This is a genomic window from Streptomyces sp. NBC_00096 (assembly GCF_045041305.1).
Classification (GTDB): Bacteria; Actinomycetota; Actinomycetes; order Streptomycetales; family Streptomycetaceae; genus Streptomyces.
Genome location: NZ_CP108221.1, coordinates 3,417,500 through 3,444,268 on the forward strand (window position 1 = coordinate 3,417,500; position 26,769 = coordinate 3,444,268).

General features: G+C 71.7%; 26 protein-coding genes. 16 read left to right on the top strand and 10 right to left on the bottom strand.

Features of this window, described 5'->3' with window-relative positions:
• Positions 1-173 precede the first annotated feature (173 nt).
• From OG904_RS14945 to OG904_RS14965, 5 genes are all read left to right on the top strand, one after another.
• The gene (locus tag OG904_RS14945) at positions 174-947 is read left to right on the top strand and encodes a hypothetical protein (protein WP_405491100.1); all 774 of its coding nucleotides are present in this window, start codon (positions 174-176) and stop codon (positions 945-947) included.
• A gap of 125 nt (positions 948-1,072) precedes the next feature.
• Positions 1,073-2,968 (top strand): C1 family peptidase, encoded by a 1,896-nt coding sequence (locus OG904_RS14950; RefSeq protein ID WP_405491102.1) that lies wholly within the window; start codon positions 1,073-1,075, stop codon positions 2,966-2,968.
• Between the two features lie 53 nt (positions 2,969-3,021).
• Entirely contained in the window at positions 3,022-3,339 is a 318-nt protein-coding gene (locus tag OG904_RS14955; RefSeq protein ID WP_405491104.1) for a protease inhibitor I42 family protein, read from the top strand.
• Positions 3,340-3,426: 87 nt separating this feature from the next.
• Positions 3,427-4,077 carry a GntR family transcriptional regulator gene (locus OG904_RS14960; RefSeq protein WP_405491106.1) on the top strand — a complete coding sequence of 217 codons (651 nt, stop codon included), beginning with the start codon at positions 3,427-3,429 and terminating at the stop codon, positions 4,075-4,077.
• On the top strand, positions 4,074-5,501 hold the full coding sequence (locus OG904_RS14965) for a nitrate/nitrite transporter (RefSeq protein WP_405491108.1): 1,428 nt from the start codon (positions 4,074-4,076) through the stop codon (positions 5,499-5,501). The genes OG904_RS14960 and OG904_RS14965 overlap by 4 nt, the downstream gene beginning before the upstream one ends.
• Positions 5,502-5,575: 74 nt before the next feature.
• On the opposite strand, the gene OG904_RS14970 is transcribed toward OG904_RS14965, so the two are convergent.
• On the bottom strand, positions 5,576-6,406 hold the full coding sequence (locus OG904_RS14970; protein ID WP_405491110.1) for a maleylpyruvate isomerase family mycothiol-dependent enzyme: 831 nt from the start codon (positions 6,404-6,406) through the stop codon (positions 5,576-5,578).
• 155 nt (positions 6,407-6,561) lie between these two features.
• On the opposite strand from OG904_RS14970, the gene OG904_RS14975 reads away from it, so the two are divergent.
• Together OG904_RS14975 and OG904_RS14980 are read left to right on the top strand one after the other, a co-directional pair.
• On the top strand, positions 6,562-7,341 hold the full coding sequence (locus OG904_RS14975) for a carbon-nitrogen family hydrolase (RefSeq protein ID WP_405491112.1): 780 nt from the start codon (positions 6,562-6,564) through the stop codon (positions 7,339-7,341).
• A 139-nt stretch (positions 7,342-7,480) separates the two neighbouring features.
• A complete protein-coding gene (locus OG904_RS14980; RefSeq protein ID WP_405491114.1) occupies positions 7,481-8,182 on the top strand; it encodes a hypothetical protein in 702 nt (233 codons plus the stop codon).
• Positions 8,183-8,270: 88 nt separating this feature from the next.
• On the opposite strand, the gene OG904_RS14985 is transcribed toward OG904_RS14980, so the two are convergent.
• Positions 8,271-8,780, bottom strand: a complete 510-nt coding sequence (locus OG904_RS14985) for an LURP-one-related/scramblase family protein (RefSeq protein ID WP_405491116.1) — start codon at positions 8,778-8,780, stop codon at positions 8,271-8,273.
• Between the two features lie 32 nt (positions 8,781-8,812).
• On the opposite strand from OG904_RS14985, the gene OG904_RS14990 reads away from it, so the two are divergent.
• A complete protein-coding gene (locus OG904_RS14990; RefSeq protein WP_405491118.1) occupies positions 8,813-9,613 on the top strand; it encodes a hypothetical protein in 801 nt (266 codons plus the stop codon).
• A 12-nt stretch (positions 9,614-9,625) separates the two neighbouring features.
• Here OG904_RS14990 and OG904_RS14995 read toward each other — a convergent pair whose 3' ends face one another.
• On the bottom strand, positions 9,626-10,180 hold the full coding sequence (locus tag OG904_RS14995; RefSeq protein ID WP_405491120.1) for a Uma2 family endonuclease: 555 nt from the start codon (positions 10,178-10,180) through the stop codon (positions 9,626-9,628).
• A gap of 140 nt (positions 10,181-10,320) precedes the next feature.
• Between OG904_RS14995 and OG904_RS15000 the strand changes: the two genes are divergently transcribed.
• Positions 10,321-12,156 (top strand): NHL domain-containing thioredoxin family protein, encoded by a 1,836-nt coding sequence (locus OG904_RS15000; protein WP_405491122.1) that lies wholly within the window; start codon positions 10,321-10,323, stop codon positions 12,154-12,156.
• Positions 12,157-12,233: 77 nt separating this feature from the next.
• Here OG904_RS15000 and OG904_RS15005 read toward each other — a convergent pair whose 3' ends face one another.
• The 5 genes from OG904_RS15005 to OG904_RS15025 form a co-directional block, all read right to left on the bottom strand.
• A complete protein-coding gene (locus OG904_RS15005; RefSeq protein ID WP_405491124.1) occupies positions 12,234-13,529 on the bottom strand; it encodes a M18 family aminopeptidase in 1,296 nt (431 codons plus the stop codon).
• Positions 13,530-13,629: 100 nt separating this feature from the next.
• Complete coding sequence (locus OG904_RS15010; protein ID WP_405491126.1) at positions 13,630-14,370, bottom strand: hypothetical protein; 741 nt, start codon at positions 14,368-14,370, stop codon at positions 13,630-13,632.
• 216 nt (positions 14,371-14,586) lie between these two features.
• Entirely contained in the window at positions 14,587-16,413 is a 1,827-nt protein-coding gene (locus tag OG904_RS15015) for an acyl-CoA dehydrogenase (protein WP_405491128.1), read from the bottom strand.
• Between the two features lie 99 nt (positions 16,414-16,512).
• The gene (locus OG904_RS15020) at positions 16,513-16,890 is read right to left on the bottom strand and encodes an ATP-binding protein (protein ID WP_405491130.1); all 378 of its coding nucleotides are present in this window, start codon (positions 16,888-16,890) and stop codon (positions 16,513-16,515) included.
• Positions 16,887-17,093: a hypothetical protein gene (locus tag OG904_RS15025; RefSeq protein WP_328299832.1), complete on the bottom strand. Its 207-nt coding sequence runs from the start codon at positions 17,091-17,093 to the stop codon at positions 16,887-16,889. The genes OG904_RS15020 and OG904_RS15025 overlap by 4 nt, the downstream gene beginning before the upstream one ends.
• A 118-nt stretch (positions 17,094-17,211) precedes the next feature.
• On the opposite strand from OG904_RS15025, the gene OG904_RS15030 reads away from it, so the two are divergent.
• From OG904_RS15030 to OG904_RS15055, 6 genes are all read left to right on the top strand, one after another.
• Positions 17,212-18,063 carry a helix-turn-helix domain-containing protein gene (locus OG904_RS15030; protein WP_405491132.1) on the top strand — a complete coding sequence of 284 codons (852 nt, stop codon included), beginning with the start codon at positions 17,212-17,214 and terminating at the stop codon, positions 18,061-18,063.
• Entirely contained in the window at positions 18,044-18,247 is a 204-nt protein-coding gene (locus OG904_RS15035; protein ID WP_405491134.1) for a DUF397 domain-containing protein, read from the top strand. Before OG904_RS15030 ends, OG904_RS15035 begins: the two co-directional genes overlap by 20 nt.
• Positions 18,248-18,295: 48 nt before the next feature.
• Positions 18,296-18,748, top strand: a complete 453-nt coding sequence (locus tag OG904_RS15040) for an SseB family protein (RefSeq protein ID WP_112448871.1) — start codon at positions 18,296-18,298, stop codon at positions 18,746-18,748.
• Positions 18,749-18,776: 28 nt separating this feature from the next.
• Positions 18,777-19,736: a DUF5937 family protein gene (locus OG904_RS15045; protein WP_405491137.1), complete on the top strand. Its 960-nt coding sequence runs from the start codon at positions 18,777-18,779 to the stop codon at positions 19,734-19,736.
• 113 nt (positions 19,737-19,849) lie between these two features.
• The gene (locus OG904_RS15050) at positions 19,850-20,230 is read left to right on the top strand and encodes a hypothetical protein (RefSeq protein WP_405491139.1); all 381 of its coding nucleotides are present in this window, start codon (positions 19,850-19,852) and stop codon (positions 20,228-20,230) included.
• Between the two features lie 147 nt (positions 20,231-20,377).
• On the top strand, positions 20,378-21,379 hold the full coding sequence (locus tag OG904_RS15055) for a pirin family protein (protein WP_405491141.1): 1,002 nt from the start codon (positions 20,378-20,380) through the stop codon (positions 21,377-21,379).
• A gap of 139 nt (positions 21,380-21,518) precedes the next feature.
• Here the strand turns inward: OG904_RS15055 and OG904_RS15060 are convergent, their stop codons facing one another.
• Entirely contained in the window at positions 21,519-22,580 is a 1,062-nt protein-coding gene (locus OG904_RS15060) for an AI-2E family transporter (RefSeq protein WP_405491143.1), read from the bottom strand.
• A 39-nt stretch (positions 22,581-22,619) separates the two neighbouring features.
• Positions 22,620-24,809 carry a SpoIIE family protein phosphatase gene (locus OG904_RS15065; RefSeq protein WP_405491145.1) on the bottom strand — a complete coding sequence of 730 codons (2,190 nt, stop codon included), beginning with the start codon at positions 24,807-24,809 and terminating at the stop codon, positions 22,620-22,622.
• A 149-nt stretch (positions 24,810-24,958) separates the two neighbouring features.
• Here OG904_RS15065 and aspS point away from each other — a divergent pair, with 149 nt between their 5' ends.
• A complete protein-coding gene (aspS, locus tag OG904_RS15070) occupies positions 24,959-26,764 on the top strand; it encodes an aspartate--tRNA ligase (RefSeq protein ID WP_405491147.1) in 1,806 nt (601 codons plus the stop codon).
• Positions 26,765-26,769: the final 5 nt, after the last annotated feature.

A 26,769-nucleotide genomic window follows, 5' to 3' on the forward strand; every position in this document is an offset into this window, starting at 1 on the left:
TCCGCGCAGGTCAGGGGCTCGTGTAGGCCGGTTGCCCGGCGTGTCATGCCTGGGGCAACCGGGGATCGGGTTGCGGGCGGTGACGGGGTGTCGGTGAGTGGACATGGGCACGTCCCCTGCCCATGTCCCCAGGTCCCCGGCCACTGCCATGGCCTTCCGACAGGAGAGATCCGTTGCACCGCATCACGCGCTACACCATTCCCGCTGCCCTGTGCCTGACCCTGCTGACCGCGTCCCCCGGTCTGGCAACGGCCACCGCGGAGTCCGGGAAGCCGCAGGCCGCGGCGGCCGCGCCGGCCGGGAAGGCCATCCCCGGAGCGGAGACGCTGCTGTCCAAGGTCCAGGCGCTGGGCGCCGTCGGCGGGTTGCTCAAACCCGTCACCGATCTGCTGACCGCCATCCTCAGCGCCCCCGACGGCAAGGTCCAGGAGGCGGACCTGGCGGCCCTGAAGGCGAAGGTCGACGCGGCGCTCGCGGACCTGAAGAAGAGCCCGCCCGCCGCCCCTGCCCTGCCCGTACCGGTGCCGCCGGTGGACGCGCCGAAGCTCCCGGTGGACGCGCCGAAGCTGCCGGTGGAGACGCCCAACCTGCCGGTGCCGAAGCTCCCGGTCGACACCCCGAAGCTGCCCGTCCCGCTCCCCGTGGCCGCCCGCAAGGCCGCCGACGGACCGCTGGACCCGGTCACCGGAGCCATCGACAAGCTCAAGGCCTCCGTGGACGCCCTCACCAAGGCCGCCGGTGCCTGCGGGTGCTCCGCCGACGCCCTGAACAAGGCCAAGGAGGTGGTGGCCGACCTGGTCGCCGCCCTGGTCGCCCTGCTCACCGGACTCGGCCTGCCCGGTCTGCCCACCCTCCCGGTCCCGGAGCTTCCGGTCCCGGCGCTCCCGGTCCCGGAGCTGCCCGTCCCGGCCCCCGCGCTCCCGGCCCCCGGCCTCCCCATCGAGTAAGCGGCCCGCACCCCGGCGTGCGACCGGCGTGCCGCCGCGCGACCGTACGGACCCCCTTGACGCGCCCTCCGGCCAGGTGGACGCTCCCGGGGCTCGGATCCGTACGGTTGCATTGGGGGGCCGGAATGCCGGAGCAGTCGGAGCAGCACGTCCAGTCGGCGGGCGAGCTGCGCGCGCACCTCGTGGCCAGGGGCGCGCGCTGGTCCGTGAGCGAACACCTCGCCGACGACGACCCCGTGCCCAGGCCCGCGCTGGGCCTGGCGCCGGGGGCCGCCCTCACGACCGCGGCGGCCGCGCCGGCCGTGGACCTGCGGCAGCTGATCGGCCCGGCGAGCGGCAATCCGCACCTCACCCGGCGCAGGGCGGCGCACGGGCTGCTGCGGGGCACCGGGGGCCCGGCGGCGGCCCGGCCGGTGGCCGTGGACTGGCGCAGCCGCTGGGGCTGGCCCTGGATCACCAAGGTGAAGGACCAGAACCCGTGCAGCTCCTGCTGGGCGTTCGGGGCGGCCGGCCTGGTGGAGTCGATGGCCCGCATCGAGCACCACGTATGGGCCGAGCGGTCCGAGGGTGACGTGCACGACGGGCTGAAGGCCCCCTGCGGGCAGACGGGCAGTCCCGAGTCGGCGCTGGACTGGATCCGGACCAACGGCGGTCTCGCCGACCCGGGTTGCTGGCCCTACTCGCCGCCGCCGCCCGGCACCCCCGCCGACCGCCGGGAGGCCTGGCGGGCGGAGTACACCCCGAGCTGGGACCGTTCCGGCCGCACCGTCCGCATCCCCGAGCACGTCCGGCTCGGCGACGTGGAGCAGCAGAAGGTGTGGCTGGACACGGTCGGGCCGCTGACCGCCTGCTTCGACGTGTACGACGACTTCTTCGGTCTCGGTTCCGGCGTCTACCACCGCACCAGCGACCGGCTCGCGGGCGGTCACTGCGTCCTGATCACCGGCTACGACGACGCGGCCGGCTGCTGGCTGTTCAAGAACTCCTGGGGGACGGGCTACCACGTGGGCGGCCACGGCCGGATCGCGTACGGCGAGGTGCGGATCGACCACTGGGCCAAGTGCGGGCTGGTGGGCACCAACATCGACCCGTGGAGCAAGCGCCGCCTGCACACCGGAAACGTCTACGAGAGCGGGAACGGCCGCGCCCACCGCAATTTCGAGATGGCGGCGATCGGCGCCGGCGGCTCCCTCCAGCACTGGTGGCGCGAGGGCGAAGCCCCCTTCGCGTGGGTCCGCGCCCGGAGCTTCGCCTCCGACGCCTCCGGCCAGCCCGCCTTCACGGGGACCACGTACAACCGGAACATGGAGTCCCTGCACGTGACCACCGGCGGCCGGCTGCGCCACTGGTACTACGAGCACTTCGCCGGAGCCTGGCGCGACGGCGGCGTCTTCGGTCCCGGCGACGCGGAGGTCGGAACGACCCCGGCCTTCATCCAGAGCGACTACGGGGCGCCGGGCAATTTCGAGGTGGTCGTCCGCACCGCCGACGGCCGCCTGAACCACTGGTGGCGGATCAACGGCGCCCCCTGGACCTGGAACGACGGCGGCCGCTTCGCCTCCGGCATCGCCCACTACGGCCCGGCGCTGGTCCAGACCCGCTCCCGCCACCTCGACCTGGTCGCGACCCGTACCGACGGCCGCATGCAGCTGTGGTGGCGCGACGACCCGAACGGGTTCGTGTGGCGCCCCGGCGAGATCTTCGGCAGCGGTATCACCTCGGCCCCCTGCCTGATCGAGGCGCAGTACGGGGCGGCCGACGAGGACACCGCCGGGAACTACGAGCTGTGCGTGACGGGCGCGGACGGCCGCGTGGAGCACTGGTGGCGCGACAACGCGGGCGGCGCAGCCTGGCAGCGCTCCGCGGTCTTCGGCCACGACGTGCTCGCCGTCACCGGGATGCTGCAGGGCAGCTTCGGGTTCAACCTGGAGGTGATCGTCCTGCGCGCCGACCGCCTGCTCCAGCACTACTGGCGCGACGGTGCGGGCTGGCACGAGGGGGCGGTGATCGGCCCGGCCTAGGTCGTCGCAGTCGCCGTTGCCGTCGCCGCCGCCATGGCCGGAGAGGAGTCCGCGTGGAGGTGCGCGAGGTGGTGCTCGCGCCGGGTGAGCAGTACGAGCTGCGGCTCACCGGGCGCGGCGCGCGCGGGTACGTCTGGACCTGGCGGGTGACGGGCGACGCGGACGCCGTCTCGGTGTCCGAGGGCCCGCCGCCGGACGCCGGGGCCGCGCGGCCGCCGCTGCCCGGGGCGACCGTCGAGCGGGTGTACCGCGTGCGGGGGCTGGCCGGCGGCCGGGCCCGGATCCGCTTCGCGCAGGTCCGCCCGCCGTATCCGGACGAGGCCCCGTACGACGAGTGCGTCCTGGACGTGGCCGTGTCGGCTTCGGGCTAGTGCGGTGACCGGAGCCGCCTCGGGAATCAAGGTCCACATCGTGGACGGGCTCCCGGCTTGCACCTCTGTTGTATCTATGCTGTGCGCATGCCATCCGCCAGTACCACCGTGACCGCCGCCGAACGCGTCTACCAACACGTCAAGCAGGGCGTGCTCGACCGCCGCTACGAGGGCGGGATCCTGCTGACGGAGGGCGAGCTCGCCGAGGCCGTCGGGGTCTCCCGCACGCCGGTCCGAGAAGCGCTGCTGCGGCTGGAGACCGAAGGCCTGCTGAAGCTGTACCCGAAGAAGGGCGCGCTCGTCCTCGCGGTCTCCGCCCAGGAGATCGCCGACGTGATCGAAACCCGGCTGCTGGTGGAGGAGTTCACCGTACGCAGGGCCGTGCCCGCCCCGGCCGGACTGCTGGAACGGCTCGCGGAACTGGTCGAGGAGCAGCGCCGGCTCGGCGCCGCGGGCGAGCTCGGGGCGATGATGGCCGCCGACCGGGCCTTCCACGCGGAGATCGTGCGCAGCGCCGGCAACCAGATCCTGTGCCGCCTCTACGACCAGCTGCGCGACCGCCAGTTGCGGATGGGCGTGGCCCTGCTGCACGCGCACCCCGAGCGGGTGGAGCGGACGCTGGCCGAGCACACGGAGATCCTCGACGCACTGCGCGCGGGCGACGCCGACACGGCCGCCGCGGCGGTACGGGCGCACGTGGGCCGGGTCGGGGAACTGGTCCGGGGGTCCGCCCGATGAGCGACGCGCCCGCCCCCTCCGTGACCCATGTGGTGAAGGACCCCCCGGGCGGCCGGAAGGCGGTGCTCGTCTGGTCGATCGGCGTCGCCGTCTACTTCGTGGCGGTCATCTTCCGCACCAGCCTCGGCGTCGCCGGACTGGAGGCCGCCGACCGCTTCCACGTGAACGCCTCCGCGCTGTCCACCTTCTCCCTCCTCCAGCTGCTGGTCTACGCGGGCATGCAGATACCCGTCGGCCTGATGGTGGACCGCCTCGGCACCAAGAAGGTGCTGACGCTCGGCGCCGTGCTCTTCACCGCCGGCCAGATCGGCTTCGCGCTCTCCCCCTCCTACGGGACGGCCCTGGCCGCCCGCGCCCTGCTCGGCTGCGGCGACGCCATGACCTTCATCTCCGTGCTGCGGCTCGGCACGCGCTGGTTCCCGGCCCGGCGGGGCCCGCTGATGGCGCAGCTGGCCGGCCTGGTCGGGATGGCGGGCAACCTGGTCTCCACGCTGGTGCTGGCGCCGGTCCTGCACGGGGTCGGCTGGACACCGGCGTTCGCGGGCAGCGCGGCGGCGGGGCTGGTCGTCCTGGTCCCGCTCGTGCTGTTCCTGCGCGACCACCCCGAGGGGTACGGGCCCGCGCCCTCGGCGGGGCCCGCGTCGGGGGGTCCCGGCGCGGGGGAGTTCGTACGGCGCCAGATCTCCGACTCCTGGAAGGAGCCCGGCACCAAGCTCGGCCTGTGGGTGCACTTCACGACGCAGTTCCCGGCGATGGTGTTCCTGCTGCTGTGGGGCATGCCGTTCCTCGTCGAGGCGCAGGGGCTCTCGCGGACCACCGCGGGCGGGCTGCTGACGCTGGTGGTCGCCTCGAACATGGCGCTCGGCCTGGTCTACGGACAGGTCGTCGGACGGCGGCAGTCCGCGCGGATCCCGCTCGCCCTGGGCACGGTCGCCCTCACCGCGCTGCTGTGGGGCTCGGTCCTGGCCTACCCCGGGGACCACGCGCCGATGTGGCTGCTGGTCGGCCTCTGCCTGGTGCTGGGCACCTGCGGTCCGGCGTCGATGATCGGCTTCGACTTCGCCCGTCCCGCCAACCCGGCGGAGCGTCAGGGCACGGCCTCCGGAATCACCAACATGGGCGGTTTCATCGCTTCGATGACGACCCTGCTGGTGGTGGGCCTGCTGCTCGACGCCACGGGCGACGACTACCGCGTCGCGTTCTCCTCGGTCTTCGTCCTGGAGCTCGTGGGCATCAGCCAGATCCTGCGCCTGCGCGGCCGGGCCCTGGCCCGCGAACGCGAGCGGGCCCCCGTACCGCGGGCGACGGGCCCGGGCGGGACAGACCCCCGTCCTCTCCCGCCCGTGCGCCCGTCCGCCCGCTCGCTCCCGTCCGTCCGCTCCGAGGAGTCGGGTTCCGGCCAAACGCGTGCTGCGAGCCTATGAGCGCCCCGGACGGCCACGTGCGCACTGCGTGCGGGGGTCGTTGACGATGCGCGCGGCGGCGGGCACGGCCGGCGCTACGGAGTCACGGAGAACTGGGCCAGGATGGCCTCCGCCAGCGCCGGGTCCCCCTCCACCTTGACCCGGTCGGCGACGGTGTGCGCCCGCACCCGCCCGGTCGCGAGCCGTACGTACGTCTCCCAGTCCAGCGTCAGCGCCACCGCGGGGCCCAGCGAGGGGGCCTTGTCGATCGTGCCGCGGCCCTCCGCGTCCACCCGTACGGTCCGCATGAACTCCAGCGCCCCGTGCACGTCGATGACGACGGCCGAGTTCGCGGGCGCGCCCGCCTTCTTCGCGACCACCTTCGGCAGCCCGGCGAGCAGCACGTCCCGGGCCACGTGGGCGCCGGGGGAGTCCCAGTTCCCCGGCGCGCCCAGCGCCGCCCGCAGGTCCTGCTCGTGGATCCACACGTCGAAGGCTCGCAGCCGCAGCGAGTGCTCCAGGGTCGCGGGTTCGCCCAGCGGCCCGCGGATCACGGTGTCCGGATCCCGCTTCTCGTTCCGCAGCTGCCGCGAGCGGCGGATGATCGTGTACTCCAGCTCCGAGGTCATCTCGGGAGCGGTGTGGTGACGCCGTACGTCGACCTGTACTTCCATGTACCGGGTGAACTCGTCGACCACGTGCCGCAGATCCCTCGGCAGGGTGTGTATCGGCCGCGGGTCGCCGAGCTGCTCGCATTCAATCCCGATGATGTGTGACACGACATCACGCACGGACCAGTTGGGGCAGGGCGTCGCCCGGCTCCACTCGCCCTCCGTCAGCGGGAGGACCAGCTCGGATATCGCCTCGATGGAGTGGGTCCACGCGTCGGCATAGGGCTGAAGACTCGGGTGCGGATGGACGGTCAACGGGACCCCTCGCGTGCTGTTCATTGGCGCGTTGGCGCGTTCTGGAAGCTTGTGCAATGGCTTCAAAACTACGCTGCCGGTGAGCACCCCGGCAGTGCTTTCGTGTGACGATCGTAGGCCCGAGTTGACGGCTTGAGAGCCAGGACGGTGGTACTGTGCGCGCTTCCCTGATCCAAATCGCAGTGAATGAGGGGGAGTCGGTGGGTTCCCGCCGCTCCCGGGTCGCCGACCTCGTACGCGAACAGGCCTCCTCGGACCTCGTCGTCCTGCCCGAACTGTGGACCGTCGGCGCCTTCGCCTACGAGCAGTTCGAGACGGAGGCGGAGCCGCTGGACGGCCCGACCTACCAGGCCATGTCCGCGGCGGCCCGTGACGCCGGGGTCTGGCTGCACGCCGGCTCCTTCGTGGAGCGCGCGGGCGACGGCTCGCTCTACAACACCGCCCTCGTCCTCTCCCCGGCGGGCGAGCTCGCCGCCACCTACCGCAAGATCCACCGCTTCGGCTTCGACCAGGGCGAGGCCGTCCTGATGTCCGCCGGGGAGTCCCTGACCACCGTCGCCCTGCCGGAGCAGACCCTCGGCCTGGCCACCTGCTACGACCTGCGCTTCCCGGAGCTGTTCCGCGGACTGGTCGACGCCGGGGCGACGACGCTGGTCGTGTCCGCGGGCTGGCCGGCCCGCCGCCGGGGCCACTGGACGCTGCTGAACCGGGCCCGCGCCGTCGAGGACCAGGCGTACGTCCTCGCCTGCGGGTCGTCGGGCACCAACGGAGGCGTCGAGCAGGCCGGCCACAGCCTGGTCGTCGACCCCTGGGGCGAGGTCCTGGCGGAAGCGGGCCCGGGGGAGTCCGTCCTGACGGTGGAGCTCGACCCGAAGAAGGTCGCCGAGACGCGCGAGCAGTTCCCCGCCCTGAAGGACCGCCGTCTGGGCCGCTGAGGCGGTGGGGTCTACTGGTGCGAGGTCGGCACTGGACAGAGGGTGAGTACGGGGCATGGCGGACGGGGAGACGGGGGCGCAGGCGGGTCCGGTAACGGAACCGGTAGCGGAACCGCAGACGGAACCGGTAGCGGAACAGGTGGCGCAGGCCACCCCGGAGCCGGAGCCGGAGCCGGAGCTGGAGTCGGAGCTGGAGTCGGCTCCGGAGCGGATCCACTGGCTCCAGCGGTCGATGGCAGGGGTGGCCGCGCTCCTCGCCGCCGCCGCCGCGGCCTGGGGGACGCAGTTCCCGCTCGGCATTCCCCTCCTCCTCCCGTTCCTCGCCGTCGCCTGGACGCTCTTCGTCCGGGACCGGCAGGCGTTCCGCTCCCGGTGCCTCGTCGTGGGTGCGGGGGTGACGGTCGCCGGTGTCCTCCTGGTCTGCATCGGCATGTTCGTGATGATCCCCTCCGGCGTGATCCTCCTGCTGGCCCGCTCCGCGGACCCGCGCCGCCGCCCGGTCCTCGCCCGGGTGTACGCCGGGCTCACGGTGGCCGCCGCCGCCACCCTGGTGACGGCGGGGGCCCCGCTGGCGTACGACGTCTGGCTGAAGCCCTCGCACAGCTACTCCGTGGAGATATCGGGCGACCTGTACGGCACGGCCGGCGCCGACCCGGAGGCGGACCTCTGGCAGTACGGGGTGACGGGCATCAGCGAGAGCGGCCTCGACTCGGGCACCCGGCTGAGGGTCACGTACGACGAGGACCTCGACCCCGCCGGCCGGGCCGCCCTGCGCGAGGCCCTCGCCCGCATGCCCGGCGCCGGCCCGGTCAAGGAGTGCGGCCGCGGCGACTGCGACTGACCAGGCACTCCCCGCCCCACTCCCCGCCCCACTCCCCGCCCCACTCCCCGCCCCACTCCCCGCCCCACTCCCCGCCCCACTCCCCGCCCTAGTCCTCGTCCTCCCGGTCCCCCTCCCGCTCCTTCTCCGCCATCCGGATCACGCACACGGCGACGGCGATCAGCAGCGAGGCGTCCGCGTCCTCGCGGATCACGTCGACGGCGTACGTCTCGCGGACCCGGTACCACTGGCGGGAGATCAGCGCGAGGAGCTCCCCGTCGTACTCGACCTTGAACTCCCGGTCCAGGATCCGGCCGCTGATGTCGAGCTCGGTGCCCTCGTTCAGGGTCACGAGGAAGTGGTTGCGCAGCAGGGAGAACCGCTTCCTGCGGATCACCGCGAGCCGCTGGTCGTCCCGCTCCAGCGTCATCGCGTCGCGCAGGCTGAACATCTTGGCCCGCAGCGTGATCAGGATCCGCCCGTCGGGATCCTTGAGCTCCAGGGTGTCCCGGAAGCGCAGCGCCTTCCCGTCGACGAGGAAGGCGGGGCGCCCGTTCTCGTCCTCGATCCAGTAGTCGTCCCCGATGGCCAGCAGTTTGTCGCGAACCAGGTATTTCATGCCGTCATCGCTGCCCGCGATAGGTTCCCGTCATGCCGATCCTCTACGTGACCGACCTGGCGTACCCGGCCCGCGGCCGCCGCTACTGCGACGAGGACATCCTCCTCACCTCGCGCCTGCGCGAGCACTTCGACCTGGCCCTGTGCCACCCGCTGGACGCCGAGGCCCTCCTCCCGGCCTTCGACACGGTCCTCGTCCGCAACAGCGGCCCGGTCCTGCACTACCAGCAGGCCTACGACTCCTTCCGCGCGGCGGCGCTGGCCGCGGGCACCCGGGTCTACAACCCGCTCACCGGCCGCGGCGACATGGCGGGCAAGCAGTACCTCCTCGACCTGACCGCCGCCGGCCACCCGGTCATCCCGACGATCGACGACCCGGCGGACCTGTCCCTCCTCCCGCCCTCACCCACCTACGCGGTGAAGCCGAAACAGGGCGCGGACTCGATAGGCCTCACCTTCACCCCGCACCCGGACTGCGCACCGGGGGAGTTCCTGATCCAGCCCCGGATCGACTTCGCGTACGAGGTGTCCTTCTACTTCGTGGACGACGCCTTCCAGTACGCCCTCCACGCCCCCGACCCGGACCGCCGCTGGGACCTGGTCCCCTACGCTCCGACCCCGGCCGACCTGTCCTTCGCCCGGACCTTCATCACCTGGAACACCCTCACGCACGGCATCCAGCGCGTGGACGCCTGCCGCGCCCCCTCCGGCGACCTCCTCCTGGTCGAACTGGAGGACCTCAACCCGTACCTCTCCCTGGACCTCCTCCCCACCGAGGTCCAGGACCACTTCGTCACGACCCTGGTCCACTCCCTCCACAGCTTCGGAGCCTGACCCCCTCCGCGCTCAGAGCCCGCTGGTGTCGAGCACGATCCCGAACGGCTCCGGCAGCCGGACCGGGGTCCCGAAGGGGTGCGGCCCGTCGACCTTGCCGTACCCGAGCCGCCCGGGCTCGGAGAAGAGGGTGGCGGTCTTGTCCATCCGGTCGACGAGGAGGTAGAGCGGTGCCCCGTATTCGGCGTACCGCTTGCGCTTCACGACCCGGTCGGTGTCGGCGTTGGACTCGGAGGTGATCTCGACCACGAGCAGGGTCTGGTCGGGGACCAGGGCCCCGCCGCCGTCCGCGAGCTCATCGGGGACCACCGCGATGTCCGGCACGTACCAATTCGCTGAACCGGGCAGGTCGAGATTCCCGGACCCTTCGACGCAGCCGAGCTCGTCCACTCGGGCTTCGATCTGGCGACGAACGAGCTTCGCGGCTCGCTCGTGCGCCCAGCTGGGTGTCACGTGCGTGAGGATCCCTTCGACGATCTCGGAGCGGTCGCCATGCCAGCGCTGGATCGCGTACTTCAGCGCGTGCTCGGGGTCGATGCCCTGGCTGTAGTCGTGCGCGGTGGTCATGCCGGACGCCTCCTTCGCTGCGTGAGCCCAGCGTCCCACGGGGCCCCCGGTGGCGTCGTCACCCCGGCGGGTGGAGCTCGTCCCGGGGTCTGCCGTACGTGCGTGATCCGGTGTTCATACGCGGATGGCAAGCTTGAAGCATGAACGATGCCGCCCCGGCGCACACCCCCGCGCCCGCGTCCCGCCGTGCCCGTGTCCGTGCCCCCGAGCTGATCGGCAAAGGTGGCTGGCTCAACACCGGTGGGAAGCCGTACACCCTCGCCGACCTGCGAGGACGGATCGTCGTCCTCGATTTTTGGACCTTTTGCTGTGTGAACTGCCTGCACGTGCTCGACGAGTTGCGCGAGCTGGAGGAGAAGCACCGCGACACCGTCGTGATCGTCGGCGTGCACTCGCCGAAGTTCGTGCACGAGGCCGATCACTCCGCCGTCGTCGACGCCGTCGAGCGGTACGGGGTGCACCACCCCGTGCTCGACGACCCCGAGCTCGCGACCTGGAAGCAGTACGCCGTCCGCGCCTGGCCGACGCTCGTCGTGATCGACCCCGAGGGGTACGTCGTCGCGCAGCACGCCGGGGAGGGGCACGCGCACGCCATCGCGCGGCTCGTGGAGGAGCTGGAGGCCGAGCACGAGGCCAAGGGGACGCTGCGGCGCGGGGACGGGCCGTACGTGGCTCCCGAGCCGGTGGCGGGGGATCTCCGGTTCCCCGGGAAGGCGCTCGTGCTGCCGTCCGGGAACCTCCTCGTCTCCGACACGACCCGGCACCAGCTGGTGGAGCTGTCCCCCGACGGGGAGGTCGTCGTACGGCGGATCGGGAGCGGGGAGCGCGGGTTCGGCGCCGGGAGCTTCAGCGAGCCGCAGGGGCTGGCGCTGCTGCCCGACGGGTCCGTGGTCGTCGCCGACACCGTGAACCACGCGCTGCGCCGCTTCGACCCCCGGACCGGGGCCGTGGAGACCGTCGCCGGGACCGGCCGCCAGTGGTGGCAGGGGTCCCCGACCTCCGGCCCGGCCCTGGAGGTGGACCTGTCCTCGCCGTGGGACGTGGCCTGGTGGCAGGGCCGGGTGTGGATCGCCATGGCCGGTGTCCACCAGCTGTGGACCTGGGACCCGGAGAGCGGCACCGTCGCCCTGGCAGCGGGCACCACCAACGAGGGGCTGCACGACGGGCCGGCCGCCGAGGCCTGGTTCGCCCAGCCGTCCGGGCTCGCGGCCACGGAGGACCGGCTGTGGATCGCCGACTCCGAGACCAGCTCGATCAGGTACGTCCACGCCACCGACGCCGGCTACGCCATCACCACCGCCGTCGGCTCCGGGCTCTTCGACTTCGGGCACCGGGACGGCGACGCCGCCCAGGCACTGCTCCAGCACCCGCTCGGCGTCACCGTGCTGCCCGACGGCTCGGTCGCGGTGTGCGACACGTACAACCACGCCCTGCGCCGCTACGACCCCGCGACCGGGCAGGTCACCACGCTGGCCACCGATCTGCGCGAGCCCAGCGACGCCGTGCTCGTCGGCGAGGACATCGTGGTCGTGGAGTCCGCCCGGCACCGGCTGACCCGGCTGCGGCTTCCCGAGGAGGCCGTACGGGTGGACGCGGTCGCCCACCGTACGCAGCGGGCCGCGACCGAGGTGGCCCCCGGCACGCTCCGCCTCGACGTGGTCTTCCAGGCCCCGGCCGGGCAGAAGCTGGACACCCGCTACGGGCCCTCCACCCGCCTGCTGGTCTCCTCCACCCCGCCCGGGCTGCTGGTGGCGGGGGAGGGCGCGGGCACGGACCTGTTCCGGGAACTCGAACTGAACCCGGAGCTCACCGAGGGCGTCCTGCACGTCTCGGCGATGGCCGCCTCCTGTGACGACGACCCGGCCAACGAGTACCCGGCCTGCCACGTCCACCAGCAGGACTGGGGAGTGCCGCTGCGCATCACCGCCGACGGCGCGTCCCGCCTCCCCCTGGTCCTGGCCGGGATGGACGCGTAACGGACGCGCGTTGGACGCGTGACGGACGCACGGACGCGCGCGTGCCCGCCGGGAACACCCGGCGGGCACGCGCGCGCTCAGCTCTCCAGGAACGCCACCATCGTGTTGGCCAGGAGGTACGGGTCGTCCGCGCCGCACAGTTCGCGGGCGCTGTGCATCGAGAGGATGGCCACGCCGATGTCGACCGTCTGGATGCCGTGGCGGGCGGCGGTGATCGGGCCGATCGTGGTGCCGCACGGCATCGAGTTGTTGGAGACGAAGGTCTGCCACGGCACGCCGGCCCGCTCGCAGGCGCTGACGAACACCGCGCGCCCGCTGCCGTCCGTCGCGTAGCGCTGGTTGACGTTGACCTTCAGGATCGGGCCGCCGTTGGCGCGCGGGTGGTGCGAGGGGTCGTGCCGCTCCGCGTAGTTGGGGTGCACGGCGTGGCCGGTGTCCGAGGAGAGGCAGATGGTGCCGGCGAAGGAGCGCGCGCGGTCCTCGTAGGAGCCCCCGCGGGAGAAGACTGAACGTTCCAGCACGTTGCCCAGCAGCGGCCCGTCCGCGCCGGTGTCCGACTGGGAGCCGTTCTCCTCGTGGTCGAAGGCGGCCAGGACGGGGATGTGGTCGACCTTGCCGGCGGTCGCGACGGCGGCCAGTGCGGCCACGCCCGCGTGGACCGACAGCAGGTTGTCCATGCGCGGCCCGGCCAGCAGTTCGCGGTCGCGGCCCAGGTACGCGGGCGGCTCGATGGAGTGGACCATCAGGTCCCAGCCGGCCACCGAGCCCTGGGGCAGGCCCTCTTCCTCCTCCAGGAAGGAGATCAGGTCGCCCTCCTGGACCTCGCCCAGACCCCAGATCGGCTGCATGTGCCGCTGCTTGTCCAGCTTCAGCCCGTCGGTGTTCACCGACCGGTCCAGGTGGACGGCGAGTTGGGGTACGCGCATCAGCGCGCGGTCGACGTTGACGAGCCGTTCGGAGCCGTCGTGCAGGGTCAGCCGCCCGGCCAGGCCCAGGTCGCGGTCGAGCCAGGTGTTGAGCAGGGTGCCGCCGTAGATCTCGACGGCGATCTGCCGCCAGCCCTGGGAGCCGGTGTCGGGCAGCGGCTTCACCCGGAGGTTGGGGGAGTCCGTGTGCGCGCCGATGATCCGGAACGGGGTGTGCGCGGAGGCGCCTTCGGGCACGTACCAGGCGATGATCGCGCCGCCGCGGATCACGAACTTGCCGCCCGTGCTCGCGTCCCACGCGTCCGTTTCCGCCAACTGCCTGAATCCGGCCTTCTCCAGCCGCTCGGCCGCGTTGGCCACGGCGTGGTACTGCGACGGACTCGCCGTCAGAAAGGTCATCAGATCGTCGGTGTGGCCGCGGTCGAAGCGGGCGGCGGGAGAGCTCATGTTGTTCACCTTAACGACGGTCGTGTTCGCCATGGCCGGACTGCGGCGGATAGTCGAAGGACGGGGTCGCGGGGGGTGTGGCCCGGGCCCCGGATCCTTGTCAGCCCGGCGGACGCTCGAAGCGGCGCTGCAGCTGTCTGCGCTCGCCCCGGCGGATGCGCGGGAGCATCTCCGGGGTCTGCGCGGAGCGCTGTGCGCGTCTTTTGCGTCCGGCGCAGAAGATACAGGCCTCGCCCGGGGGCGCGTCGGGGTCGATCGGTGCGCCCGGGTGCTCGGAGCAGCCGGAGGCGTTGCGCGGCCGGGACAGCTCCCGGGCCACGATGAAGGCGCGGTGGAGGTCGTCGGCCATCGCGACGAACTCGTCGGGGGGCGAGGACAGGCTCAGGTGGAAGCGCCGTTCCTCGACCGCGCGCAGCCGCTCGTGGAGCGCCTGGAGCGTGTACGGGGGCTCGGGCACGGGGTAGCCCAGCCGGCGCTGCTCCCCGGCGGGCGGGGCGGCGGAGGCCGCCCGGGCGCCCTGCGCGCGCAGGCCGAGGCGGCGGCGGTCGTTGCAGATCAGGCAGCGTCCCCAGCCGTCGGGGGCCTCGGGGTCCAGCGCGCCGTTCGGGTGCTCAGGACAGCCGGTGTAGCTCTTGGCGGGCGCGAGCCCGGCGGCGGTCTGGAAGGCGGTGTAGAGGGCGTCGGCGACCGATTCGTACTCGGTGGGGTGGGCGCCCTCGTAGAGCTCCTTGAGGTGGTCTCCGAGGCTGCCCACGGCGGACTGCAGCTCCTTGAGGGCGTAGGGGCGCCCGGTCGGGACGGAGTACCCCCTGCTGCCGCGCTGCTGCTCCTGTGGACTCATAACCACGAGCGTCCCACGAAGCACCGACAACCCGGGAAACCCGCAGACCACAGGCGGTACGGGGGCCGTCGGGCGGCGGGCGCGCCGACGGAGGGAGCGGGCGCGCCGACGGCCGGGAGCGGGCACGGCGACGGCCGGGCCCCTGTGCGAGAGAGGGCCCGGCCGTCGGCGCGTACGTACACCGCGTACAGCTGTGAGATGGGGGGACGGGGCCTCCTAGAAGGCGGCCTCGTCGAGCTCCATCAGGGTGTTGTCGACGCTCTCGGCGAGCGCGCGGGCGACCGCGACGCCGGGCAGGACCTCGGCGGCGAAGAACTTCGCGGCCGCGATCTTGCCGGTGTAGAACGGCGCGTCCTTGGCGGAGGCGGTCGGCAGCTTCTCGGCGGCCACGGCGGCGCCCTTGAGGAGCAGGTAGCCGACGACCAGGTCACCGGAGGCCATCAGCAGGCGGGTGGTGTTCTGGCCGACCTTGTAGATGTTCTTGACGTCCTCGCCGGTGGCGGTGAGGTCGACGATCATCTGGCCGACGATGGCCTCGAGGTCCACGGCGGCCTTGGCGAGCGCGTCGCGGGCCGGGGCGAGGTCCTCGCCGCCGACGGCCTCGGCCAGGAACTTCTTGATCGTCTCGGAGAGGACGTTCAGGGAAGCACCCTGGTCGCGGACGATCTTCCGGAAGAAGAAGTCCTGGCCCTGGATGGCCGTGGTGCCCTCGTAGAGGGTGTCGATCTTGGCGTCGCGGATGTACTGCTCGATCGGGTATTCCTGCAGGTAACCGGAACCGCCGAAGGTCTGCAGGGACTGGGCGAGCTGCTCGTAGGACTTCTCCGAGCCGTAGCCCTTCACGATCGGCAGGAGCAGGTCGTTCAGGCCGACCAGCGAGCTGGTGTCCTCACCCGCGGCCTGCTTGAACTGGATCTCGTCCTGGATGGACGCGGTGTACAGGACCAGGGCGCGCATGCCCTCGGCGTACGCCTTCTGCGTCATCAGCGAGCGGCGCACGTCGGGGTGGTGCGTGATGGTGACCTTGGGGGCCGTCTTGTCCATGAAGTTCGCGAGGTCCGGGCCCTGCACGCGCTCCTTGGCGTACTCCAGCGCGTTGAGGTAGCCGGTGGAGAGCGTCGCGATGGCCTTCGTGCCGACCATCATGCGGGCGAACTCGATGATCATGAACATCTGGCGGATGCCGTCGTGCTTGTCACCGATCAGCCAGCCCTTGGCGGGGTGCTGGTCGCCGAAGGTCATCTCGCACGTGTTGGAGGCCTTGAGGCCCATCTTGTGCTCGACGTTCGTGGCGTAGACGCCGTTGCGCTCGCCCAGCTCGCCGGTCTCCCAGTCGAAGTGGAACTTCGGGACCAGGAAGAGGGAGAGCCCCTTCGTGCCGGGGCCGTGGCCCTCGGGGCGCGCGAGGACGTAGTGGAGGATGTTCTCCTCCATGTCGTGCTCGCCCGAGGTGATGAAGCGCTTGACGCCCTCGATGTGCCAGGAGCCGTCGTCCTGCTGGACGGCCTTGGTGCGGCCGGCGCCGACGTCCGAGCCGGCGTCCGGCTCGGTGAGGACCATGGTGGAGCCCCAGCGCTTCTCGACCGCGAGCGCGGCGATCTTCTTCTGTACCTCGTTGCCCTCTTCGAAGAGGACGCCGGCGAACGCCGGGCCGGAGGAGTACATCCACACGGCCGGGTTCGCGCCCAGGATCGTCTCGGCGAAGGCCCAGATCAGGGAGCGGGGCGAGGTGGTGCCGCCGATCTCCTCGGGCAGGCCCAGGCGCCAGTACTCGGAGTCCATGAAGGCCTTGTAGCTCTTCTTGAAGGACGCCGGGACGGGCGCGGTGTTGGTGGCCGGGTCGAAGACCGGCGGGTTGCGGTCGGCGTCCTCGAAGGAGGCGGCCAGCTCGTTCTCGGAGAGCTTGGCGATCTCGCTGAGGATCGTCCGGGCGGTCTCGCCGTCCATCTCACCGAACGGGCCGGTGCCGTACACGTTGTCGCGCCCGAGCACCTCGAAGAGGTTGAACTCGATGTCGCGGAGATTCGACTTGTAGTGCCCCATGGCGACGGCTCCGTTAAGGCTCGGTTCGGTGAGAGTGGTTCTTCGTGCATACCAATCGGTAACGTAATGATGCTACCCGTCGGTAATAAGACGCAACCCCTAGGGGCGGGACTGTGACGACTCTCTCGGCAGCTCGCACCACACGGTCTTCCCGTCGCCGTCCCGGTGGACCCCCCACCGCAGCGCCACGGCGGCCAGCAGGGCGAGCCCCCGGCCGGAATCCTCATCGTTCCCGGCCTGCCGCTGTACGGGTTCCCGCGGATCGAGATCGGTGAGCTCGACCCGGGTCCGGGCTGCCCTTCCGGTGATCCGCAGGGTGACGGGCGTGCCCTCGCCCAGGTGGAGGAGGGCGTTGGTGAGCAGCTCGCTCACACAGAGCTCGGCGTCGGGGTCGCGCCCGAGGTGCTCCCGCACTGCGTGGCGGGCCAGCGGGACCGCGCCGGGGGTGGCGAGCAGCCGGATCGTGAGGTCGCTCATGGGGTGGCCAGGGCCGCGGCCAGGCGCTGCGCGGTGGCGGGGTTGCAGTTGCCGAGGGCGATGAGGGGTGGGGAGTCGTACCGCCCGGCGTAAGAGAGGAGGTGGAGGTCGAGGGAGGGGAGGGTGATCCCGTGTCCGGCGAGGGCGGCGCGGAGCTGCTCCAGGGCCTCGGTGGCCTCGCGGTCGTGGGGGTGGTCGCTCATGGCGGAGCCCTTTCGCTGTGCGGACTGTCTGTGACGAACTCCTCACAGGCTGGCGTGGGTCCGCGTAGCGTGGGAAGGGTTTCGAGTCCACAGCGCGAAGTGTGGAAAGTGGGGGTTCGTGGCCGCACGTAAGGACATCGACGGGTCGGCGAGCGTGCCGGCCTTTTACGGCAAGGAGCTGCGCTGGAGGCGGGAGACGGCGGGGTACACGCTCCAGCAGGTGGTTGGGGGGTCCTTCTACGGAATCAGCTACCTCAGTGAGATCGAGCGGGGGCAGCGGCGCATGCCGGAGGACCTGGCGCGACACGTGGACCAGTTCCTGAAGACCGACGGGTTCTTCTCCCGGGGCTGTGAGGACGTCCGCAAGGCACGCCTGGACGGGCATGCCGAGTACTTCGCGCCGGTAGCCGAAGCCGAGAAGCGGGCACGGTCCATCGAGGAGTGGGCCAATGCGCTTATCCCCGGACTGCTGCACACAGGGCCCTACACCCGCGCAATCGCGAACACCACGCACCCGCTGGACCTGCCGGAAATGGTGGACAGCAAGGTCCGGAACCGGCTGCGCCGAGGTCGGCTCTTCGACGATCCTCAGCGGCCGGAGTACTGGGTGATCCTGCACGAGCCGCTGCTGCGCAGTCCGTTGCTTCCGCCCGGGGAGATGGCGGAACAGCTGGACCACGTGGCGGGGCTGGCCCGGCGCCGCCGGGTCGTTCCACAGATCCTTCCGTGGAACGCCCCCGTGAGCCCGTTCATGGCGCAGTCGATCAAGCTCATGGAGTTCGATGACGAGCCGCCGATCATGTACACCGAGGGTCCGTACTCCGGGCAAGTCATTGACGATCCAGCAATCGTGAAGCGATATCGCAAGGCATACGATCGGCTCAGGGCCGCCGCACTGCCGTCCGAGGCGTCCCTCGACCTGATCGAATCGACAGCCGAGGAACTCCGAAATGGCACACAGCGGGACTGACTTGAGCAACGCCGTCTGGAGGACGAGTACCTATACCAACGGTGATCAGGGTGACTGCGTCGAGGTCGCGGACGGGGTCGTCGGGCTGGTTCCCGTGCGGGACACCAAGTGGCGCTCCGGGCCCGTCATGGTCGTGGGGGCCACCGCATGGGCGGGCTTCGTCGACGGGCTGAAGTCCCACTGACCGGAACTCGACGCACCGGGGGGTCGCCCGCTCGGTAGGCTTCGGGGCATGTACGGCTATGACCAGAACGTGAGCGCAGGGCAGCAGCAGCAATACGCGCAGCCCCAGCAGGGCTACGCGCCGCCGCTGTACCCCGAGCCCTCGCCGCCGTCCCTCGCGGACGCGGTGCGCGCCTTCACGACCGGGTCGCTGTCCGCCGAGGACTTCCAGCAGATCTTCGCCTCCTCGAAGGTCTACTGCCCGCGCGGCGAGACCCCCGGGTTCCTCGCGCTGCACAACACGCAGCAGCCGGTCATCCCCATGTTCACCACGCTCAAGGAGCTCCGCCGGTACGCCGGCAAGGAGTCCAAGTACTTCGTGATCACCGGCGCCGAGGTCATCGACCTGCTGCCCACCGGCTACGGCTTCGTCCTCGACATGGAGGGCGACCACCGCATGGTCTTCGACGCGAAGGCCGTGGAACAGATGGTGGACTACGCCATGCGCCGCATGTACGGCTAGCCACCGAGCCGCGGAGCCGGGGGCGGACATGCTGAGACTGCACTTCGAGGCCGAGGACCTCCTCAACGTCACCTTCGCGAGCGAGCCGCTCCCCCTCGTGGAGCTGGCCCTGGCGCTCGTGGCCACGCAGCGCACGGACGAGCAGGCGGTTTTCGGCCGCTGGCGCAGCCTGGCCGCCCGTGAGCTGCCCGGGCGGGTGCGTCCGTTGTTCGACCTGCTCCGCCCGGACGGCGACAACCCCCCCTTCGTGGAGCCGTACGCCCGCGGCCTGGAGGAGGCCCTCACCGTCGTACGGGACCGCGGGCGCCTCCTCACCCCGGAGTCACTGGCCCGCGCCGCGCTCCGCGCGCCCGGCTCCGCGTCCTGGCTGCGCTCGCTGTGGGACCAGGACCGGGAGGCCTGGGAGCAGCTGGACTCCGCGATCCGCTCCGCGTACGAGGTGCTCATCGCCCCGAACTGGCCGCGGATCCGGCAGTCCTTCCAGGCGGACGTGGCCTGGCGGACCCGGCTGCTGGCCGCCCACGGGATCAAGGCCTGCCTGGCCAGCACGCACCCGGCGGCCGACTGGTCGGGCACCGTCCTGGAGGTGGACCGGCCCCCGGACTACGAGGTCCGGCTCGGCGGGCGCGGGCTGGTGCTGATGCCTTCGCCGTTCTGGACGGGCCGCCCGCTGCTCGACGACCACCCGGACGGGGCCTACGTACTCCTCTACCCGGCGCTGACCCCCCTGCCCCTGGTGTCCCCGGAGCGGGCGGAGGGCGCGCTGGACGCGCTGCTGGGGCGGACCCGTGCGGCCGTGCTCCAGCTGCTGATCGAGCAGCGCACCACCTCCGAGCTGGCCCGGGACCTCGACATCAGCCTCCCCTCGGTCTCGGAGCACACCCGCACCCTGCGGGCGGCCGGCCTGATCACCACGGCCCGCGACGGCAAGGCGGTCCTGCACTCCGCGACCGCACTGGGCGTGGACCTCCTGCACAGCGGCGCCTGAGCGGGGCGACCTTTCGGCGCTGGCCGAAAGGATCGCGGAGCCGTCCGCGACTCCCGAATATCAGTGCTGCGGGGGGAAGCCCCGCTCCTACTGACCAGACCAGGGGGACTGCGATGTCACGTACGTCGATGCGCACGAAGCTCGCGGCTGTGGCGGCCACGGGGGTGATGGCGCTGGGTACGGGGGTCCTGGCGGCATCGCCGGCCCATGCCACCTCGTGGCCGCACGGTTGCCCGAGCGGCGCCGCCTGCATCTACCCGCAGGACAAGGGCTGGAACAACGACCAGCCGTCGAACATCTACTGGGAAGGGGTCTACCGCCTCTACAACCAGGAGGGGACGCACTTCGTCGTCAACAACCAGACCAAGGGCTGGAAGGTCCGGCTCTGTTTCGACTCGCAGGGCTGGAACTGTGACGCGTACGTGCAGCCGCCCGGCACGACGTGGCAGCTGAACCTGTCCCCGATGAACTCGATCAAGCTGAGCCAGAACTAGTCCTGAGCCGGTCCTGGGGGCCGGTGGTCGGTGCCGGTGGTCGGTGCCGGGAGCCCCGGGGGAATTCCCCCGGGGCTCCCTCTGTTCTGGCGGGTGGCAGAAAGTTCGGGTTTCAACTAAACTCGACGCCAGAAGGAGGTTCCGACCATGCCTGCAGTGACTGTGGAGAACCCGTTGACGCTCCCGCGCGTCGCGGAGCCCGCCCAGGAGACGACGACCGCCCGCAAGGTGCTGGCCGTCACGACCGCCCCGGGTGGTTTCGAGGGCGAGGGATTCCCGGTACGTCGCGCGTTCGCCGGGATCAACTACCAGTACCTCGATCCGTTCATCATGATGGACCAGATGGGCGAGGTGGAGTACGCGCCGGGCGAGCCCAAGGGCACCCCCTGGCACCCCCACCGCGGCTTCGAGACCGTCACCTACCTGATCGACGGCACCTTCGTCCACCAGGACAGCAACGGCGGCGGCGGAGTCATCAACGGCGGCGACACCCAGTGGATGACCGCCGGTTCGGGCCTGCTGCACATCGAGGCCCCGCCGGAGTCCCTCGTCCTGTCCGGCGGGCTCTTCCACGGACTCCAGCTGTGGGTGAACCTCCCCGCCTCCGACAAGATGATGCCCCCGCGCTACCAGGACATCGGCGGCGGCCAGGTCCAGCTGCTCTCCACCCCCGACGGCGGCGCCCTGCTCCGCGTGATCGCCGGTGAGCTGGACGGCCACCAGGGGCCCGGCATCACCCACACCCCGATCACGATGATCCACGCGACGGTGACCCCCGGCGCGCAGGTCACCCTCCCCTGGCGCGAGGACTTCAACGCCCTGGCCTACGTACTGGCCGGGCGCGGCTCGGTCGGCGAGGACCGGCGGCCGGTCCACACCGGGCAGACCGTGGTCTTCGGCGAGGGCGGCTCGCTGACCCTGCGGGCGGACGAGTCCCAGGACTCCCACGCCCCGGACCTGGAGATCGTGCTGCTCGGCGGGCAGCCGATCCGGGAGCCGATGGCGCACTACGGGCCGTTCGTGATGAACAGCAAGCACGAGCTGCAGCAGGCGTTCGACGACTTCCAGGCCGGCCGGCTGGGCCGCATCCCCACCACCGCCCGCACCGGCCTCGGCCACCGCGGCACGGGCGAGGCGTCGGAGGACTGACGGGCCGGACGACTGTCGGGCCCGGACGGCTGACGGGCCCGCACGACTGACGGAGTGCCCCGCCCGACTGACGGGCCCGCCCGACCGACGGAGGGCCGTGCCCGTGTGGACGGCACGGCCTGAGCCCTCGCCGTCGTCGTCAGCCCTCGACGGGGCCGGGCCCGGGCCCCGTCGCGTACCGGGTCCGGAGCTCGGACACCACTCCGAAGACGGCCGCCGTCAGCGGCACGGCCAGCAGCATGCCGAGGATCCCGGCGACGCTGGCACCGGCCGTGATGGCCAGCATCACCACCGCCGGGTGCATCTGCACCGTGCGGCTCTGCACCATGGGCTGGAGCACGTACCCCTCGATCATCTGGACCACCAGCACCAGGCCCAGCGCCCACAGGCCGATCACCCAGCCCCGGTCGGCGAGGGCGACGAGGACCGCCACCGCGCCCGAGAGGAAGGCGCCGAGGTAGGGGATGTAGGCGGTCACGAACACCAGGGCGGCCAGGCCCACGGCGCCCGGGACGTCCAGGACCAGCAGACCCGCGCCGATCAGCACGGCGTCGACCAGGGCCACGAAGGTGGTCCCGCGCATGAAACCCTCGACGGCCCCGTAGGCGCGCCGCCCCATCGCCTCCATCAGGTCGCCCGAGCCGCTCGGCACGGACGAGCGCAGCGTGCCCACGGCCCGGTCGGAGTCGCGGAGGAAGAAGAAGATCAGCACCATGGCCAGCAGGGCCGTGGCGATCATCGTCCCGACCACGCTGAGCCCCGTCACCACGCCCGAAGCGGCCGTCCCGCCGAACTTGGCGAGCAGGTCCTTGGAGCTCTTGGCGACGTCCTCCAGGGAGGTGCCGAGCGCCCCGAAGTGCTCCGCGAGGCTCTCACCGGCCCGCCGCAGGGCGTCGACGATCTGGTCGCCCGTCTCGATGAGCGCGAGGACGACGACGTACGAGGCCCCGCCGACCACCGCCACCACGGTGAGGCAGGTGAGGGCGGCGGCGAGCGAGCGGTTGACCTTCATGCCGACCAGCCGCCGGTGCATCGGCCCGAGCAGGGCCGTGCCGAGCACGGCGAGCAGGACGGGCGTGACGACCGTCCGGAAGACGGCGCAGAGCCATACGACGAGGGCGAGCACGGCGGTGACGAGGAGGACGACGACGCACCAGGCGGCGAGTCGCCGTACGGGCTCGGGCAGCAGGGGAGTCGGCACGGCTGTATCCAAGCACGGCGGGGGCCCGCCGCCCGGGGGTCAGTCCAGCGGGTCGGGCTCGGGTTTGGAACGCTCGTCCAGGGCGAACCAGGTGGACTTGCCCTGGCCGCGCGGGTCCACGCCCCAGTCGTCCGCCAGCATCTCCAGGAGCAGGACGCCCCGCCCGCTCGACGCCATCTCTCCCGGATGCCGCTTGTGCGGCAGCTCGTCCGAGGCGTCCGCCACCTCCACGCGCAGCCGGCGCGAGCCGAGCTCGCCCACCGCCTCGGCCATCAGCAGCGCGTCCCCGTCCGTGTGGACCAGTACGTTCGTCACCATCTCGGAGACCATCAGCACCGCCGCGTCCACCTGCTCGGGGTCCGCCCAGTCGTGCAGCAGCTCCCGGATCTGCTGGCGCACCCCCGCGACCCGCTCCGGCTCGGCCTGGGCCACCGTGGTCATGGTGCGCCGGGCCGGGCGGGACGGGTGCAGCAGCGGGGACTCGCAGCCGCAGCCCGCGCCCTCGCGGCAGAGCAGCACCACGGCGATGTCGTCCTCGCGCCGGTCGGCCAGCGGGCCCGTGGTGTGGTGCGAGGAGGGGCCGTGCACCGCCTGGACCAGCATGTCGGCCAGTCTTTCGAGGTGCCGGGGCTCCAGGTGCGCGGGCTCCCCGTGCTCGGTGCCGGGCGTCTGGGACTCCAGGATCGCCCGCAGCCGCGCCCAGCCCGTGTCGAGGTCGTGGCCGCCCGTCTCGATGAGCCCGTCGGTGCACAGCATCATCGTCTCGCCCGGTTCCAGGGTGAACCGGGTCGTGGGGTAGTCGGTGTCCGGGACGATGCCGAGCGGCAGCCCGCCCGCGGTGGGGCGCATCAGGACCGTGCCGTCCGACATCCGGATCGCCGGATCGGGGTGCCCGGCGCGGGCCACCTCCAGCAGCCCGGTCTGCGGATCGCACTCCACGTACAGGCAGGTCGCGAAGCGCGGGCTGCGGAAGTCGGAGTCCTCGGAGTCCGTGGCCGTGTCCTGCTCGGAGCAGAGCCCCGCCAGGAAGCGCGAGGCGCGGGAGAGCACGGCGTCGGGCCGGTGGCCCTCGGAGGCGTACGCGCGCACCGCGATCCGCAGCTGGCCCATGAGCCCGGCCGCCCGTACGTCGTGGCCCTGGACGTCGCCGATGACCAGCGCGAACCGTCCCGACGGCAGCGGGATCATGTCGTACCAGTCGCCGCCGACCTGGAGCCCGCCGCCGGTCGGCACGTAGCGCGCGGCGATCGTCATACCGGGGATCTCGGGGCCCAGCTGGGGCATCATCGACCGCTGGAGTCCGGTGGTGAGTTCCCGCTCGGATTCGGCCACTCCGGCGCGCTGGAGCGCCTGTGCGAGCATCCGGGCCACCGTCGTCAGGACGGAGCGCTCGTCGGGGGAGAAGGACACCGGGTGCTTGAAGGCGGCCATCCAGGCGCCCATGGTCCGTCCGGCGACGATCAGCGGCAGGAACGCCCAGGAGATCCGGCCGAAGCGCTGGGCGAGCGGCCAGGTGGCCGGAAAGCGCCGTTTGTAGTCCTCGGGGCTCGGGAGGTAGATCGCCCGCCCGGTACGGACGACCTCCGCGGCCGGATAGTCGGTCTGCAGCGGCATGTCCGCGAAGGGGCCCTCGTCGCCGGGATCGTGCCCGTGGTGCCCGATGATCGACAGCCGGTCGCCGGACACGCCGAAGACGGCCAGCCCGTCGGGGATGAACCCGGGCATGGACAGCGAGGCCGCCACCCGCAGGACCTCGGCCGTAGAGCGGGCCTCGGCCAGCGCCCGCCCGGCGTCGAGCAGGAACGCCTCGCGCGAGCGGCGCCAGTCGCCGGTGATCGGGGTGTGCACGGCGGTGGTGCCGGGCTGGGCCTCGGCTATCTCCTGGATGGTGCCGATCAGCTCGTAGTCGACGCGGCCGTCCGGGGTCCGGTTCTCCAGCGGCTTCGAGCGGCTCCGTACGGTGCGCAGCACGCGCCCGTCCTCGTCCATGATCCTCAGCCGGGCCTCGGCGAGGGTGCCCTCGGCGACCGCCAGGTTCACGATGCCGTTGATCTCGTTCCAGTCCACCGGGTGGAAGCGCGAGCGCACGGCGACCTCGGGCAGCGCGACGGGTTCGGCGGGCAGCCCGAGCAGCCGGGCGGCCTCACCGTCGAGGGTGACCGTCCCGGAGGCGTTGTCCCATCGCCACAAACCGGTCGCGATGGCGGCCAGGACGTCCTCTGTGCGCACTCGGTCATCTTTACAGGTCATACGCCTGACGTGCCTGTTCACCACCCCCGTGCGGGCACCCTGTCGCCGCGCCCGCACGGGCCCCCGCCCCGGACGGTAACCTTGGGACGGTTGAATCCACCCTGGTATCACGTAGAACTGGATGACTGATGCATCGGTACAGGTCCCACACGTGCGGCGAGCTCCGTGCCTCCGACGTCGCCTCCGACGTCCGGCTGAGCGGCTGGCTGCACAATCGTCGAGACCTGGGCGGCATCCTCTTCATCGATCTGCGTGACCACTACGGCATCACGCAGCTCGTCGCCCGTCCCGGCACCGCCGCGAACGAGGCGCTCAGCAGCGTCACCAAGGAGACCGTCGTCCGCATCGACGGCAAGGTCGTCTCCCGCGGCGCGGACAACGTGAACCCGGAGCTCGCCACCGGCGACATCGAGGTCGAGGTCACCGCGGTCGAGGTGCTCGGCGCCGCCGCCCCGCTGCCCTTCACCATCAACACCGACGACGGTGTGAACGAGGAGCGGCGCCTGGAGTACCGCTTCCTCGACCTGCGCCGCGAGCGCATGCACCGCAACATCATGCTGCGCTCGGCGGTCATCGCCTCCATCCGCTCCAAGATGGTGGCCCTCGGCTTCAACGAGATGGCGACCCCGATCCTCACCGCGACCTCCCCCGAGGGCGCCCGTGACTTCGTGGTCCCGTCCCGTCTGAACCCGGGCAAGTTCTACGCGCTCCCGCAGGCGCCCCAGCAGTTCAAGCAGCTGCTGATGATCTCCGGCTTCGACCGGTACTTCCAGATCGCGCCCTGCTTCCGCGACGAGGACGCCCGCGCCGACCGTTCGCCGGGCGAGTTCTACCAGCTCGACGTCGAGATGTCCTTCGTCGAGCAGGAGGACGTCTTCCAGCCGATCGAGCGGCTGATGACGGAGATCTTCACCGAGTTCGGCAAGGGCCGTGCCGTCACCTCGCCGTTCCCGCGGATCCCGTTCCGCGAGTCGATGCTGAAGTACGGCAACGACAAGCCCGACCTGCGTTCCAAGCTGGAGCTCGTCGACATCACCGACGTGTTCGAGGGCTCGGAGTTCAAGGCGTTCGCCGGCAAGCACGTGCGCGCCCTGGCCGTCCCGGACACCGCCGCGCAGCCGCGCAAGTTCTTCGACGGCCTCGGCGAGTACGCGATCTCGCTGGGCGCCAAGGGCCTGGCCTGGGTCCGCGTGGGCGAGGACGGCGCGCTGACCGGCCCGATCGCCAAGTTCCTCACCGAGGAGAACGTCAAGGTCCTCACCGACCGCCTGGGCCTGGCCGCCGGTCACGCGGTGTTCTTCGGGGCGGGTGAGTTCGCCGAGGTCTCCAAGATCATGGCGGGCGTCCGCGTCGAGGCCGCCAAGCGCGCCGGGCAGTTCGAGGAGGACGTCTTCCGGTTCTGCTGGATCGTCGACTTCCCGATGTACGAGGCGGACGAGGAGACCGGCAAGATCGACTTCTCCCACAACCCGTTCTCCATGCCGCAGGGCGGCATGAAGGACCTGGAGGAGAAGGACCCGCTCGACATCCTGGCGTGGCAGTACGACATCGTCTGCAACGGCATCGAGCTGTCCTCGGGTGCTATCCGCAACCACGAGCCCGAGGTCATGCTGAAGGCCTTCGAGATCGCCGGTTACGAGGCCGAGACCGTCGAGCGCGAATTCGCGGGCATGCTGCGCGCGTTCCGCCTCGGCGCCCCGCCGCACGGTGGCATCGCCCCGGGCGTCGACCGCATCGTCATGCTGCTGGCCGACGAGCCGAACATCCGCGAGACCATCGCCTTCCCGCTCAACGGCAACGCGCAGGACCTGATGATGGGCGCGCCCACCGTCCTGGAGGAGTCCCGCCTGCGCGAGCTGAACATCGCGCTGCGCAAGCCGGTGGAGACCAAGACCACCGAGCCGGTCGAGAAGTCGGTCAAGCCCCACCAGTAAGCCGT

Excerpts from the sequence above, each read along its gene's own strand:
- OG904_RS14950 (WP_405491102.1), top strand. The coding sequence starts at position 1,073 with ATGCCGGAGCAGTCGGAGCAGCACGTCCAGTCGGCGGGCGAGCTGCGC.
- OG904_RS14960 (WP_405491106.1), top strand. The coding sequence starts at position 3,427 with ATGCCATCCGCCAGTACCACCGTGACCGCCGCCGAACGCGTCTACCAA.
- OG904_RS14965 (WP_405491108.1), top strand. The coding sequence starts at position 4,074 with ATGAGCGACGCGCCCGCCCCCTCCGTGACCCATGTGGTGAAGGACCCC.
- OG904_RS14985 (WP_405491116.1), bottom strand. The coding sequence starts at position 8,780 with ATGAAATACCTGGTTCGCGACAAACTGCTGGCCATCGGGGACGACTAC.
- OG904_RS14990 (WP_405491118.1), top strand. The coding sequence starts at position 8,813 with ATGCCGATCCTCTACGTGACCGACCTGGCGTACCCGGCCCGCGGCCGC.
- OG904_RS14995 (WP_405491120.1), bottom strand. The coding sequence starts at position 10,180 with ATGACCACCGCGCACGACTACAGCCAGGGCATCGACCCCGAGCACGCG.
- OG904_RS15000 (WP_405491122.1), top strand. The coding sequence starts at position 10,321 with ATGAACGATGCCGCCCCGGCGCACACCCCCGCGCCCGCGTCCCGCCGT.
- OG904_RS15005 (WP_405491124.1), bottom strand. The coding sequence starts at position 13,529 with ATGAGCTCTCCCGCCGCCCGCTTCGACCGCGGCCACACCGACGATCTG.
- OG904_RS15010 (WP_405491126.1), bottom strand. The coding sequence starts at position 14,370 with ATGAGTCCACAGGAGCAGCAGCGCGGCAGCAGGGGGTACTCCGTCCCG.
- OG904_RS15015 (WP_405491128.1), bottom strand. The coding sequence starts at position 16,413 with ATGGGGCACTACAAGTCGAATCTCCGCGACATCGAGTTCAACCTCTTC.
- OG904_RS15020 (WP_405491130.1), bottom strand. The coding sequence starts at position 16,890 with ATGAGCGACCTCACGATCCGGCTGCTCGCCACCCCCGGCGCGGTCCCG.
- OG904_RS15025 (WP_328299832.1), bottom strand. The coding sequence starts at position 17,093 with ATGAGCGACCACCCCCACGACCGCGAGGCCACCGAGGCCCTGGAGCAG.
- OG904_RS15035 (WP_405491134.1), top strand. The coding sequence starts at position 18,044 with ATGGCACACAGCGGGACTGACTTGAGCAACGCCGTCTGGAGGACGAGT.
- OG904_RS15040 (WP_112448871.1), top strand. The coding sequence starts at position 18,296 with ATGTACGGCTATGACCAGAACGTGAGCGCAGGGCAGCAGCAGCAATAC.
- OG904_RS15045 (WP_405491137.1), top strand. The coding sequence starts at position 18,777 with ATGCTGAGACTGCACTTCGAGGCCGAGGACCTCCTCAACGTCACCTTC.
- OG904_RS15050 (WP_405491139.1), top strand. The coding sequence starts at position 19,850 with ATGTCACGTACGTCGATGCGCACGAAGCTCGCGGCTGTGGCGGCCACG.
- OG904_RS15055 (WP_405491141.1), top strand. The coding sequence starts at position 20,378 with ATGCCTGCAGTGACTGTGGAGAACCCGTTGACGCTCCCGCGCGTCGCG.
- aspS (WP_405491147.1), top strand. The coding sequence starts at position 24,959 with ATGCATCGGTACAGGTCCCACACGTGCGGCGAGCTCCGTGCCTCCGAC.